This is a genomic window from Paraburkholderia xenovorans LB400 (assembly GCF_000013645.1).
Classification (GTDB): domain Bacteria; phylum Pseudomonadota; class Gammaproteobacteria; order Burkholderiales; family Burkholderiaceae; genus Paraburkholderia; species Paraburkholderia xenovorans.
On the sequence record NC_007953.1, the window covers coordinates 933,173 to 946,866 of the forward strand.

Genomic DNA, 13,694 nt, shown 5'->3' on the forward strand with positions numbered 1-13,694 from the left:
CCCACCCATGACCAATCTGCATAAACACCGCTCCCGCATGGTGACCGATGGTGTGACGCGTGCGCCGCACCGTGCCTTTCTGCGCGCGACAGGCCTCGACGATGCGTCGATGCAAAAGCCGTTCGTCGCGATCGTCGATACGTTTGGCGAGAACACGCCGTGTTCGATGTCGCTGAACCAGGTGTCCGATAACGCACGTCTCGGCGTTGCCGCTGGCGGCGGCATACCGATTCGCGGCTCGGCGATCTCGGTGTCGGACGGTACCTCGATGAATCATTCGGGGATGCGCATGAGCCTTGTATCGCGCGAGATCGTCGCGGACAGCGTCGAGCTGTTCGTGCGTGCCCATGCCTACGATGCGCTGATCGGCGTGGCCGGCTGCGACAAGACGCTGCCCGGCATCCTGATGGGCATGGTTCGCGTCAACGTGCCCGGCGCGTTCCTGTTCGGCGGCGCGATGCTGCCGGGCGTGGCGCCCGGGCAGATCCCCGGCGGAGGCGGCACGGGCCAGCAACGCCAGGCAACGATCCTCACGACCATCGAAGCGGTGGGCACCGCGCAGCGCGGCGACATCACCCGCGCGCAGCTCGACGCCATCGAAAAGCAGTGCACGCCGACCGCCGGCTCATGTCCCGGCCAGTTCACCGCGAACACCATGGCGATGGTCGCGGAAGCGCTGGGACTCGCCCCGCTCGGCTCGGCGATGGTGCCGGCCGTCTATAGCGAACGCATTGCGATTGCGCGGCGCGCTGGCGAAACGGTGATGCGCACGCTCAAGGAAGGCGCCCCGCTGCCACGCGATCTGGTTACGCTGAAAAGCCTGGAGAATGCCTGCGCCGCCGTTGCCGCGACGGGCGGCTCGACCAACGCCGCGCTGCACATTCCGGCGATCGCGCATGAAGCCGGCATCCGCTTCACGCTCGACGACGTGCAGCGCGTGTTCGCGCGCATTCCGCTGATCGGCGACCTGCAGCCCGGCGGCCGCTATCTCGCGCAGGACCTGCATCATGCGGGCGGCGTGCCGGCGGTGCTCAACGCGTTGCTGGCCGGTGGCTATCTGCATGGCGACGCCCTCACGCTCGACGGCCTCACGCTGGAAGACGCGTTGCGCGGCTACGCCGGTCCCGATGGCACGGTGGTGCGTTCATGCGATGAACCGCTCGGCGAGAACGGCGGCCTCGTGATCCTGCGCGGCAATCTCGCACCGGACGGTGCGTGCCTGAAAATCGCCGGGCTCAAAGCGCTGACCTTCTCAGGTAAGACGCGCATCTTCGAATGCGAGGAAGACTGCATGGCGGTGGTCGCTGCACGCGATTATCGCGAAGGCGACGTCCTCGTGATCCGCAACGAAGGGCCGAAGGGCGGTCCCGGCATGCGGGAGATGCTCAGCGTGACCGCGGCGATCTACGGACAAGGCATGGGCGAGAAAGTCGCGCTGCTGACCGATGGACGCTTTTCGGGGGCGACGCGCGGCATGTGTATCGGTTATGTCGGACCGGAAGCGGCGGTGGGCGGTCCGATTGCGCTGCTGCGCGATGGTGATCGGGTGCAGATCGATGCGCGCGCGGGAACGCTGCGCGTCGAGCTATCCGACGACGAACTCGCGCGACGCCGTGCGGATCTGCCGGCGAGGCCAAGGCGCCGGCTCGCCGGCGTGCTGGAGAAGTACGAGGCGCTGGTGCGGCCTGCGCATCTCGGGGCGGTCACGCATTCGGGCAATCTCGATTGGCCCTACGATGCGCCGACGCATGGCGACGACGGAGCCGCCGCGTGAGCGCCCGGCCTGTCGGTTTCTGCGGCCTCGGCCGGATGGGGCTGCCGATGGCGCGCCGTCTCATTGAAGCGGGGCAAAGCGTGCGTGTGTGGAATCGCTCGTACGAGAAGGCTGCGGCGCTGGCGGCGGCGTCGGGCGGCGGCGCAACCGGGACGCGCTGCATCGCATGCAGGTCGCCTGCCGAACTCGCCGAGGCTTCCGACATCGTGATGCTATGCCTCGCCGATGCTGCCGCGGTCGAAGCCGTCGCGTTCGAAGCGGAAGGGCTCGCCACCCGCGCGCGGCGTGGTGCCACGCTAGTCGACCATTCGACGCTCGCGCCGTCGCAGACCATCGCCTTTGCCCAACGCTGGCATGCGCTGACAGGCGGCAACTGGCTCGATGCGCCCGTTTCCGGCGGCACGGCGGGCGCGGCAACTGGCACGCTGGCGGTTATGGCAGGCGGCTCGGAGGAGGCAATCGAATCGGTCGCCTCCGTCATCGGCGCATACGCCGCGCGGGTCACCCGCATGGGCGACAGCGGCGCGGGACAGGCGACCAAGCTGGCCAATCAGGCCATCGTCATGACGACCATAGCGGCGCTCGCGGAAGCGACACGCCTCGCGCAACACGCCGGGATCGACGCCGCGCGGATGCCCGTGGCCTTGCGGGGCGGCTGGGCCGATTCGGTGCTGCTACAAACACTGATGCCCAGAATGATCGAACCGCCGGTTCACGCATCCGGGACGATCCGCACGATGCTGAAGGATCTCGATGCCGTCGAAGCCCTTGCCGATGAAGCACGCGTGAGCCTGCCCGTGGCTTCGCTGGTGCGGCGCTGGCTCGCGCACGCAGTGGAACAGGGGCTGGGCGATGAGGACATTTCGCAGATCGTGCGAGTGTCGGTCGAAGGCTGGCGCTGAGACACGGAAGGACAGCGGCACAGTAGCACCCACACCGGCCGCCGCACCGCATGGCGGGCGCGCCGGATTACCCACACAAGCCATGCGTCAGGAGACACGATGCGAACCCTCGAACCCGCCACCGCGCGTGGCACGTCATTCGACAGGTTGAGCGCGAGCCAGTGGCGGCTCATCATTCTCGCGAGTCTGGGCGGCGCGCTGGAGTTCTACGACTTTGTCGTCTATGGCGTGTTCGCCCAGTTCATCGGCCACGCCTTCTTCTCGATGCTCGATCCGATGATGGCGCTGTTGCTGTCGTTTGCCGTATTCGCGATCGGCTATCTGTCGCGGCCGATCGGCGGCGCCGTGCTGAGCTGGTTCGGCGATCGCTACGGACGGCGGCGCGTGTTCATCGTCTCGGTGATCGTCGTGTCGCTATCGACAATCGGCATGGGACTGGTGCCAACCTACGCCAGCTGGGGTATTGCCGCCACCGTGACGATGGTGCTGCTGCGCCTGATTCAGGGCTTCTGTCTCGGCGGCGAATTGCCGGGTTCAATTACCTACGTGGTCGAAACTGTGCCGCGCAGAGCCGGCTTTGTCTGCGGGATCGTGTTTTTTTGCGTGAATTCGGGTGTGCTCCTTGCTGCCGCCGTGAACCTCGGCGTACACGCGGTCCTCGCGCCGGGCGATGTGGCCGCTTATGGCTGGCGCATAGCGTTTATCTTTGGCGGTGCGATCGGCTTGCTGGGTTTCTGGCTGCGCCGCAAGCTCGAAGAAACGCCCGAATTCGCGCAGATGAAAAACATGACCGCGAAGCATCCGTTCGCCGAACTCATGCGCGATTACTGGCGGCCCGTACTGATCGGTATCCTGACCACCGCCGCGACCGCCGCTTATAACGGCTTGCTGTTTGCGCACATGCCCGCCTATCTCGACAAGGTCTTGCACTACGATCCGCGGCAGGTCGCGCTCGGTCAGAATGTCGCGCTGGCTACAGCCTCGATAGGGATTCTGCTGGTTGGCCGGCTCGGTGACAGTATGGCGCGCCGTCACCTGATGCGTGCCGGCGCAGTGCTGCTGATCGCGCTGACCATGCCGTTCTATCACGCGGCGGTCAGCCACCGGATCGATCTGATCGCGCTAATGTTCGTTGGCGGACTGGGTGCCGCACTGATTAACGGCACGTTCGCGTGCATCATCGCCGACATGTTTCCGACGCGCGTGCGTTTCAGTGGCGTGGCGCTCGCATTCAATCTGAGCTTTACGGTTTTCAGCGGCACAGCGCCACTAATCGGCACATGGTTGATCCGCCGTACCGGCGACCTCGCCGCGCCCGGTTACTTCATGGTGGCGTGCGCCGTGCTGACGTTTCTGGCGTCCTTTGGTCTGAAGGCGTTGAGTGGACGCATCGGAGATCCGGTGATGGTTGCCGCTTCAACCGACTGCTGAGACCTTCGTTTGGCGATTGACGAGTCATCGTACTGCAGGGTGCCAGCGGCGGCAGATCGAATCCACCCGGGCTCCGGAGATGTAAACCAAAGCAGCACTTCAGGACGAGACCCTTACACCATCGCGTTGGAAACCAGTGTGTCCGCGCTGCCATCGTGACGGAAACCCAAGGCCTCGGCGCCCGGTGTCAGAAGCGGCGGATACGCACCGAATAGCCGTTCGACTGCCTCGACAGGCGCGTGGCTAACCAGCGCGCGGCGGTCTTCGCCAAACCGCCTCACGAGCGCGTCAACCACCCCGGCCATGGAAAGCCGCAGCACAGGCAGCGCATAGCTGCGGTTTGCGTTCAGGCGCGACGGGTCGATGGTCGCGGCGTGAATCAGGTTTTCAACACAGCGCGTAACCGAGATCCACCACGCGGTGGCGTCGGGCGAGACCGGCAGCACGATCGGCTCGCCGTCGCGCAGTTGCCAGAACAGGTCGCTCATGAAAGCGGAGATCAGTCCGGACGGACCCTGCGGGCGGGCGACCACCCCGGGCAGGCGCAACGAACAGCCCTCCACCCAACCCTTGCGGCTTGCATCCGCGACCAGATACTCGCCGATGAGCTTGTGCGCCCCATAGGTGAGAGCCGGTGCGGGAAGGGTCTGCTCGTCAATCAGCGCCGGCAGTTCTGCCCCGTATACCGCCACGCTGCTCGCGAACACGAAACGGGGCGGCGTCGACTGTGAGCGCAATCGCTCGAGCAACGCGAGCGTAGCATCAAGATTGATCCGTCGCCCGAGTTCGTACTCCCTTTCGGCGGTGCCGCCCGGCACGCTCGCAAGGTGAAATACCGCATGCACATCGCCCGACAGCGCCCCGGCGATCGTCGCCGCATCGTCCAGATCGCCCGCGATGCGCGTCACCTCGACATTGCCGGGAGCGCGCCCCACTGTGTCGTCAAACCCGAGATCGACCAGCGTGAGTTTCGTTATGCGAGCGCTCAGCTGTGTGCCGGGCGCATCAAGCAGTCGCCTGGCAAGCGCCCGGCCGACAAAACCATTTGCGCCAGTAATGACGACGTTCATCCCGACACCTCCTTGTTGACCGGCACAAAGCGATGGTCGATCGCACCGAATATCGACGCGCCATGCGCGTCAAACATCTCGAAACGCAAGCGCTCTCCAAAGCCGATCCACGGTGTCGTCGACTCGCCCGTGCGGATCCTTTCGATGGCGCGCTGTTCCGCCAGACACGCGGAGCCGACTGTCGCATAGTCAGCATTTGAGAAAGTCCCGGTGCCGATTATCGTGCCGGCGCGAAGATTCCGGTTATAGGCAAAATGCGCGATCAACTGGTCAAAACCGAAGCTCATTTCGCGACCATTGGGATGTCCGACAGCCTTGCCGTTGCGCTGAACATGCAGATCGAGGTTCACACGCGCGTTCGCCCACGCGTCGCCAAGCTCATCGGGCGTCACGGCGACGGCGGCAAAGGCCGTCGCGGGTTTCGCCTGGATGAAACCAAAGCCAAGGCTCATCTCGCGAAACAGATGACCGCGCATGCTCACGTCGTTGAAGAGCGTGAACAACTTTATGTGAGAGAGTGCGTCGGCCGTCGCCGTACCTTGCGGGACATCGTCGAGAATCGCACCAATCTCGCCCTCAAAGTCGCACTGGTCGTCCTCGGTGGGAAAGGCATAATCATCCAATGGCCCACGAAAATCGTCACCCTGGCGCTGGATCAATACCGGGACAACGGTATCAGGCTTGTTTGCAAGCTGGTACGCCTCCGTCATGATCCGCCCGTGATTCAGGAACGCCGAGGCATCGACAAATTGATGTGTCCGCGGAAGCGGCGCGCCGCATTGCGCCGGGTCGAAGTCGAAGGCGCCGGCTGCGCGGTCCGCGTTCAGCGCATCCGACAGCCGTTGCAGTTCGGGCTGACAGACCAGCCAGTCATCCAGCGCGGCACGCAGTGTCGGAGCGGCAGACCCGGCAAGTACTGCCCGGCGCAGATCGGTGGACACGACGATTAGCTGTCCGTCGCGACTGGATGCAGTGAGCGATGCGAGTTTCATCGTAGACTTCCGTATCAAATTTGTTCGGATTTCATCTGAGTAACCATGCCGGATTCGGGGGTCGCTTCGACCACTAATGCGTGAGCTGCAAGCCGGCCACCGGCGACGGATGCCTGATAGCGTGTCACCCGCGAAACTGCGGGGATACACCCGGTTCTGGCCAGTTCTGCTTCGTCGCCGTCCTGCCCGCTGCCGCACCGTGAATCATCGCGCGTCGCGTGGAAGCCGCGATGTCTTTTTTCAGGTGCACCGGCTCAACGGCTTTGATCGCTGCCATCTGGCTGACGCGTAACGCACGCATTGAGTCAAACGCCCCGTAACGCGTCAGGCGGTCGTACCGTGCAACTGCTCGGCGAGCCAGTCGGCGATATAACTTCCCGCATTGGTCGGATTGTCGAGACTGCTGTGCTCCACGCCCCCTTCACGTGCCGTGAAGATTTTCAATTCACGCCGCGGACTGTTAGCAAGTTGCTCATAGGTCTGATGCGCGTATTGGACTGGAATCTGCCTGTCGTTCTCACCATGCGTGACAAGGAATGGGACCTTGATACGATCGAGGACCCCGTTCAGGTGCATCGCTTCGGCACATTGCATGAAATCGTCCAGGTCGCTCGCGCCGAACACCCATTCCACGTGCTTCCAGTAATGCGGCACCGGGTTCTCGCCTTCTCGCGCGAGCCGGCGCTTCTGCACTTCACGCCAGTCATGATTCGCCCCCCATACCGCGCCCGCAGCAAAACGCGGTTCGAACGCAACCGCGCGAGGCGCGTAATAACCGCCCAGAGATACGCCAAGCGCGCCGATGCGCACAGGATCTATGTCAGTGCGCGCCTGCAGATAGTCGACGATTTTCGACGCCCATATTTCCGTCTGCGGAATCGCGTGCAGTTTCTGCAAGCGCAGTGCCTCGCCGGTTCCCGGCTGATCCACGAGCAGGACGGCAACGCCGCGCCGCGAGAGGTAGCTGGTGATGCAACTGCGGTACAGCATCTCCTTTGTACTGTCGAGACCGTTCATCACAACCACGACAGGCGCACGACCCTGCACGCCAACGGCTCGCACGTAAAGACCCGAGATATGCCGGTCCTGATACGGAATCTCGATTCGCTCGCAGTTCTCGCGAGCAAGCCTCACACCCTCGAGGAATACGTCGAGCGAATGCTTGTATAGCGCAAGGCGGCCGTCAAAGTCGTGCGCCTGCATCCGCTCTGCGATGATGTAGTAGAGCGCCGCGCGCCCCAGTTTCTCCCCCGCAGACAGCAGGCGGCCGCCGCTCTTGTCCTCTTCGGCGAGCTCGGCGAGCTTGTCGGCACCGCTCTTCCATGCGTTGAAAAATGCCAGCGTGCCGGGGTCGTTGCCTGCGCGCGCCGCATCGACCAACGGTGCGCACATCTGATCCACCTCCCCTATCTGGCCGCCGTGCGTGAGCGCGATCATCGCCGAAAGGCTCCATACATAATTGGTCGGAAAGTACTGAAACATGTTCGCGTCCTTTACTCACTTGATGATTGATTGGCTTGTTCCGACGGTGCCCGCGGCAATGCCGACGGTACAACCACTACGCCCGCCTGGACCTGCACCGACACTTTCACTAGCCATTGCTCCATGCACGGCCCGTGAAAAGCACCGACCGATGGGGATATCTCGAGGTTCTTCTCGATGTCTGCGATGATCTTTTCGACGGTCGCGCGTACCTGTGCATTGTTGTCCGCCTTGACCTGGGCGCTCTGGCCTGTTTTGATGTGCTCGAGCATGTGGGTATTCCGTTCAGTCAGTAGCGGGTCGCGCAGCGGCGATCACTGCGGCCGGTGTATTGGCGGATACGCGCTCGTAGTGCAGCACCGCGGGCGGATCCGCGAAGAAGGGTTGAAGTAGCGCACGCCATTGCGCAAAGCGCGGCGATTCACGAAAACCGTGGAGGTGGCCTTCCACGATGTTTCAGTGCACAGGCAGGCGGTATTCGCACGGATCCTCGATGCAACGCTGCAGTTCGTGACCGAGATAGCCCGGCGTCGCGACGAGCAGTGCCTGCGCAATGGAGAAGGCTGCTTCGAACCCGTCATTGCCGTGACTGATAATGCGAAAGTGCGCGAGTTCGAGAATCATGACCGCCTCCAGTGTGCGAGCGGCAGGCCTGCCACAGGTGAGCGGAAGCTCGCCAGCGTCGTGCCGCCCAGGCTGCCCAGGTACACGGTACGAAGATCCGGGCCGCCAAAGGTGATGCTCGCCATCATCGGCGCCAGGGTCCCGCGGCATGCGCCCATCAGTTCCGGAGTCGTCGTGCCTTGCCGGTAATGTTCCTCGTAGCGCGCCAGTGCTTCCGGATTGCCGTCGTCGAGCAGCGTCAGGATTTCGCCCTCCGGTGTCAGCGCGATCAGCTTCTCCGTGAGGATCAGGGTAATCCACAGGTTGCCGTGTGCATCGAATGCGAAGCCGTCCGGGAAGCCACCGAGATCAGCGGGGCCATAGATCTCGCGCTCGGTGAGAGACCCGTCGTCGCCGACGCGCAGGCGCGAAATGCGTCGCGCGTTCGTCTCGACCACGTACAGCCACTCTTCGCCGGCGTCGAGCCGGATCTCGTTGGTCCCGACGAAGCCGTCCGCCACGATGCGGATCCCCCGTTCGTCAATCAGACCGACATAGCCGTCAGCAGTCTTTTCGTTGATGGACTTGGTCCACGGGACCTGGCGCGTAGTAACGGTGAACCAGATGCGGCCTTTCGAGTCAGTCAGCACGAAGTTCGTCTTACCGAGCGGAGCGGCGTCAATGCTCTCGTAGAGCGTGCGCGAGTGGCCGTCGCGCGTCATCAGTTCGATCGCGTCCGTACCGAAGTTCGCGATCACGATGTTCCCTTCACGATCGAATGCGAGTCCGTTAGGCAAGGTCTTGCCGAGCACCAGTTGCGCGGTGTCGTCGGACGAGGGTGCACGGAGGGATCCATCCTGCTGGGCGATCAGCGTTTGCACGCCGTCCGGCGCGATGCGCATCACCCCGCCACGCGCATCGGCGGTCCATAGCGTGCCGTCCGGCTCCGCCAGAATGCACTCCGGCCGCATCAGGTCGTGTCCGACGCGGGAAATTTCGCGGCGGTCGACCTGCCAGCCACGCAACGGATTAACGGAGTTGGGCATACATATTTCCTTCACGAACAAAAATTCGATCAAACGTTCTTCCGGTTACGTAAATCAGCGGGCCACGACCTGATCAACGAAAAACCGTTCTAGCAATTCAATAAGACGCTTCAACGGCGCGCACCTCATCCCCAGCTTCACCCATACGTGCGCTCATCCCAATGGAGAGATCAACTGAGAGACTCCACACGTACCAGGGCCGAAAATTGACGAACCATCGAACGTGCTCAGGGCGCGATGTCCTCTAGCCGCAAACCCTTCGTCTTGATCATCCCGATCAGGCTAGCCAGGAATCCGATTGCAGAGACCCCAGCAAAGACAGCAAAGACGCCAGAGATTCCGTGCCGTGGTAACAGATAACCGATGACCATCGGTGCCAGAACCGACGCAACGCGTAACCAGAAGCTGGCAAAGCCTGCGCCTATACCACGCATGCGAGTCGGATAAATCTCCGCGGTGTACAGAAATAGCCCGAAGCTAACGGTCACAGAGAGAACGAACGCCGCCAACCCAAGGATGAGGAATGGAACGAGCTTTCCGTCACCCATTGCAAGCCAAAGGGAAAATAGAGCCGCCGCCCCGGCAAACGCCCCAATGAACCAATGTTTCGGTCCAATCCGGTCGATCAACGCTACGCACGCTATGTTCCCGCACAGACCTAACGTCGCACTCAACAGAGCGATATTCAGGGTTTCCTGGAGAGGGAGGTGGTAGACCGTTTTAAGCAACGTAGGCAGCCAGTTCGTCATTCCATACACGACAAAGTAGGTTGCTGCCCACAATATCCATAAATTTATGGTACGTTTTCTGTAAACCGGTGAGAAAAGCTCCCTCACGCTCGAGTCGCGATTCAACACCGGGCCAGCCGTCGGCGCTACATCTGACAACGTGACTTTTCCGTTTTTGGAAACACGTTTTTCTATTTCCCATAACGCTGCGTCGCTCTCCTCCAAACGACCTCGCGACGCAAACCAGCGCGGAGATTCCGGACACAGCCGACGGAGGACAGGGAGAAGAATGATCGGTAACGACCCGACGATAAAGATAGACTGCCAGCCGAATCGCGGAACAATCCAGGCGCCCATGAGCGACGCGGCGACAAAACCGGCCGCGTACATAAACTGAAACGAAAGTATGAAAGCTCCGCGACGTTCTACAGGTGCGATTTCACTGATATACGCGAGGGCCGCAGGCCCCTCTCCGCCGAGACCAATACCTCCGATGACGCGCATCGCGCAAAGCCAGGCATAGTTCGGCGCAAACGCGGATGCCAGGCTGGCGAATGCGAAAATAACAATCGTGAGCGATATCGTCTTGATGCGGCCAATGCGCTCAGCTACCGATCCGAACAGTAAAGCGCCGATAGCTTGCCCGACATATCCGGATGCAATGAGAATGCCAATCGACATGGACGTCAGATGCCACCTTGTCGAGAGGACCGGCAACACGAGTGCAATACTCAAGGCGTCAAACGCATCGAAAAATACCGTTGCACCAACAACACATCGAACGAGAATATGCCAACCTGAATTCGGTAACCGGTCAAGTCTCGCCGCGATAAAACCTGCCGAGGAATAAGTAGCTTGATCCATCATATGTTCCCGTGAACTTGCGCCTAGAAGCTGTGTTCTATACCAACACGGACTAGCGCTTGCAGGTCCGTCGACGACGGTGTCATCGATGTCAATGCCGCTCGCACATTCGGTCCACTTGCCTTGATTAGAGAGCCATCGAGGTAAAGGGTCGTCCTCTTTGAGAGGGAATAATTGGCCGCTGCGTTGCCGGAGTTCCAGTGGTAACCATCAAGACTGGAGTAAACGTAACCAATCCCGAACTTCAGGTCGGGCCGAGGTAACCAGCCAACCCCGGCGTCGTAACTGGACAAACGCTCTGTCACTCCGCCTGCCTTCATTCGAGTGTTGCTATAGACGGCCGAAAGCCTCCACGCTTCAAGCGTCACCGCTGCGCCCGCGGTAAAGATATCGCTGTGAGTGAGGTTGAACGTCGTTGATGCCGACAGGGAATGCCCAAAGAGCTCTGGAACGCCAATATCATTGTATGGCGTCACTGCAATTCCGTTTATGCTCCCGTAGACGGTGGAAGCACTCACAATGCTGTTCTTGTAATTTGCCGCAACCTCGAAAGCACGCCCGCCGTTAGTCGTACCGGAATCAGCGGATCCGAAGCTGTAGAGACCATCCAGCCTGAACCCGTCGATGGTTGGTGATGCATACTTGACTGCATTATTAAGAAATACAACGGCCAACCGGTCGTAGTCTCCAGGATGAAGGCCGTCAATCGCGTTCGCGTAGAAGGTACTGGTGAGCTGGGTCACGTTGGCATAAAGGTCGATCTGCCTTCCAAGGGTGAGGGTCCCAAACTCATTCGAGGACAGGCCGACCATCGAAGTTCGAGCGTACGAAGAACCTGTGTTCAGATTCAGCCCCTCTTCGATCTTGAATACTGCACGCAAACCCGCGCCGAGATCCTCAGCACCGGTCAGCCCAAAGTAATTCGGCCACTGCTTCTGACTCTGCATCCCGACAAATTTGCCGCCCGCAACATTATTGACGTAGGTAAGGCTATCATCGACCACGCCATATAACGTTATGCTCGACTGGGCATAAGCCGACTGGCAGACAGGAATAATCGACAACATAAAAATAAAAATTTTATTCATTTTTTGTCTCCTGTTTTTTATAAAACCGATCAATCATCGTTGTTTTGTTTTAAGCAATGGACGACCTTATAGTTTTAAAATCCTTAACGCACAAATCTACCGGATGTGACCGTCCTCAATCGCCTCACGAAGCAGCTTGCGCGCGGCATCGGTATCGTCCAGCAACCTGAGCGAGCGACGCTTTATCTCCCAATGGTCGCCGCGACGTTCCAGGTCCCAACGGTTCGCAGTAACGCGAAACACCTTAAATCCAGCCGACTCGCCGTGGGCCGGCACGGCGACCAGCGGGGCATCAGGTGCAGGAATAAGAATTTGCAGATAGCCTATTGCAACGGCGGTGTCGTCGCTTACGCTAATATATGGAAGTGAGAGGAAGTGAGAAATACCAGATTGAATTGCTTCGCGATGCGCAGGCCCGGTAATCCCCGTCGCAAATGCGACTCTACCGAACGCGCCAGACAAGCCGACGCCCCGGTCGAGAACAGTGTCTTCGGACATATTCTCCGCATATTCCGCACTACCCGTATCCACACATGGCGGATGTGCCGCAATTAGATTCAGGATATTGAGGTGGTCTTCCACCTGACGAAGACGTCGCAAGACGTCATCCCTCTCGATACTCGTATGTTCCACGCCTGACCTCCTGGTAGCCGAATTTTCCTGACGCGTCGATCTGGGTCAGCGTCCAGGTGGTGGGCAGTATAGAATTGACCTTCTGCGGCGTGTTTAGATTTACTGCTACCTCTATTAGAGATATTGATGTCATGAGAAGGAACCCCCGAGTCGACACACTGGACATCAAGCTCCTGCTCGTGTTTGATGCGCTATTGAGGGAACGAAGCGTATCGCGGGCCGCCGATGACGTCGGACTGACACAGTCTGCTGTCAGCCAGAAGCTCGGACGTCTCAGAGACATCTTTAGTGATCCGCTTTTTATCCGTACCGCTAACGGAATGGAGCCAACACCGCATGCGTTGGTCCTATCTGCCCAATTGGCCGAGCTTCTAGCAAGGTGGAAGTCGCTTGTAAGCAGTCAGCAGCGCTTTGAGCCCGCCACCGCGGAAAGAAATTTCCGGGTCGCGCTGTCAGACGGAATGAGTTACCACTGTTTGCCGCCTGTTGTTCGCCGCATTCGCGAGATCGCACCCAATCTCAGGATTACGATCGTCCATGTCGGACCACGAGGAGGCCAGCGTGAGATCGAGTCTGGATCGGCAGACCTGGCGCTTGGCGTCTTTCAACAGCCACCGATCGGTATCTCGACCTGCGAGCTGTTCAGATACACACTGCAGTGCGTCGCAGACAAGAACAACCCGCGGCTGAAGCAGGGCACGATGTCACGCGATGAGTATCTCGAGGCGTCTCACATCGCGGTGGGTGAAAACAATGTACCCGGAACCTTAGTCGAAGTGATCGTCGAGGCTCTTGGGCTCAAAAGAAAGATCGCACTGGTCACTCCTCATTTCGTATCGATCCCAAATCTCGTCCTTGGAACCGACCTCATTGGGACATTTCCATCAAGTGCGCAGGACGCTTATCCGTTCTCAAATCAACTATGCTTCTTCCCGATCCCGTTCCCAATCTCGGAATCTATCGCGATGGCCATGTGGCACCCCCGATTCGACGGAGACCCCGGCCACATGTGGCTGCGCAACTTATTCGCAGACACGCTACTTGCGGGGTCAGGTCGGCTGCATTGATACGATAGAGGATC

General features: G+C 60.5%; 14 protein-coding genes. 4 read left to right on the plus strand and 10 right to left on the minus strand.

What is annotated here, in order from left to right; genetic code table 11:
- The first annotated feature begins 7 nt into the window (after positions 1-7).
- The 3 genes from ilvD to BXE_RS40950 all read left to right on the plus strand — a co-directional run bounded on the left by ilvD (position 8) and on the right by BXE_RS40950 (position 4,107).
- Positions 8-1,774, plus strand: coding sequence for a dihydroxy-acid dehydratase (gene ilvD, locus BXE_RS40940; RefSeq protein WP_011494023.1), 1,767 nt, complete (start codon positions 8-10; stop codon positions 1,772-1,774).
- Complete coding sequence (locus tag BXE_RS40945) at positions 1,771-2,676, plus strand: NAD(P)-dependent oxidoreductase (protein ID WP_011494024.1); 906 nt, start codon at positions 1,771-1,773, stop codon at positions 2,674-2,676. Before ilvD ends, BXE_RS40945 begins: the two co-directional genes overlap by 4 nt.
- A 99-nt stretch (positions 2,677-2,775) precedes the next feature.
- Positions 2,776-4,107, plus strand: coding sequence for an MFS transporter (locus tag BXE_RS40950; RefSeq protein WP_011494025.1), 1,332 nt, complete (start codon positions 2,776-2,778; stop codon positions 4,105-4,107).
- Positions 4,108-4,220: 113 nt separating this feature from the next.
- Here the strand turns inward: BXE_RS40950 and BXE_RS40955 are convergent, their stop codons facing one another.
- The 10 genes from BXE_RS40955 to BXE_RS40995 all read right to left on the minus strand — a co-directional run bounded on the left by BXE_RS40955 (position 4,221) and on the right by BXE_RS40995 (position 12,613).
- Positions 4,221-5,177: an NAD-dependent epimerase/dehydratase family protein gene (locus tag BXE_RS40955; RefSeq protein ID WP_011494026.1), complete on the minus strand. Its 957-nt coding sequence runs from the start codon at positions 5,175-5,177 to the stop codon at positions 4,221-4,223.
- The gene (locus tag BXE_RS40960) at positions 5,174-6,169 is read right to left on the minus strand and encodes a fumarylacetoacetate hydrolase family protein (protein WP_011494027.1); all 996 of its coding nucleotides are present in this window, start codon (positions 6,167-6,169) and stop codon (positions 5,174-5,176) included. The genes BXE_RS40955 and BXE_RS40960 overlap by 4 nt, the downstream gene beginning before the upstream one ends.
- Positions 6,170-6,293: 124 nt before the next feature.
- Entirely contained in the window at positions 6,294-6,446 is a 153-nt protein-coding gene (locus BXE_RS46835) for a hypothetical protein (RefSeq protein WP_158340957.1), read from the minus strand.
- Positions 6,447-6,493: 47 nt separating this feature from the next.
- Positions 6,494-7,651: an alpha/beta hydrolase family protein gene (locus tag BXE_RS40965; RefSeq protein ID WP_011494028.1), complete on the minus strand. Its 1,158-nt coding sequence runs from the start codon at positions 7,649-7,651 to the stop codon at positions 6,494-6,496.
- Between the two features lie 11 nt (positions 7,652-7,662).
- Positions 7,663-7,923 (minus strand): hypothetical protein, encoded by a 261-nt coding sequence (locus tag BXE_RS40970; RefSeq protein ID WP_040123493.1) that lies wholly within the window; start codon positions 7,921-7,923, stop codon positions 7,663-7,665.
- A gap of 184 nt (positions 7,924-8,107) precedes the next feature.
- Positions 8,108-8,275, minus strand: coding sequence for an antibiotic biosynthesis monooxygenase family protein (locus tag BXE_RS47025; protein ID WP_199577099.1), 168 nt, complete (start codon positions 8,273-8,275; stop codon positions 8,108-8,110).
- Entirely contained in the window at positions 8,272-9,300 is a 1,029-nt protein-coding gene (locus tag BXE_RS40980; RefSeq protein ID WP_011494030.1) for an SMP-30/gluconolactonase/LRE family protein, read from the minus strand. Before BXE_RS40980 ends, BXE_RS47025 begins: the two co-directional genes overlap by 4 nt.
- A gap of 227 nt (positions 9,301-9,527) precedes the next feature.
- Positions 9,528-10,895 carry an MFS transporter gene (locus BXE_RS40985; protein ID WP_011494031.1) on the minus strand — a complete coding sequence of 456 codons (1,368 nt, stop codon included), beginning with the start codon at positions 10,893-10,895 and terminating at the stop codon, positions 9,528-9,530.
- A gap of 20 nt (positions 10,896-10,915) precedes the next feature.
- Positions 10,916-11,980, minus strand: a complete 1,065-nt coding sequence (locus BXE_RS40990; RefSeq protein WP_011494032.1) for a porin — start codon at positions 11,978-11,980, stop codon at positions 10,916-10,918.
- Positions 11,981-12,076: 96 nt separating this feature from the next.
- Positions 12,077-12,613 carry a nuclear transport factor 2 family protein gene (locus BXE_RS40995; protein WP_011494033.1) on the minus strand — a complete coding sequence of 179 codons (537 nt, stop codon included), beginning with the start codon at positions 12,611-12,613 and terminating at the stop codon, positions 12,077-12,079.
- 131 nt (positions 12,614-12,744) lie between these two features.
- Between BXE_RS40995 and BXE_RS41000 the strand changes: the two genes are divergently transcribed.
- Entirely contained in the window at positions 12,745-13,680 is a 936-nt protein-coding gene (locus BXE_RS41000) for a LysR family transcriptional regulator (protein WP_011494034.1), read from the plus strand.
- The last annotated feature ends 14 nt before the right edge of the window (positions 13,681-13,694 follow it).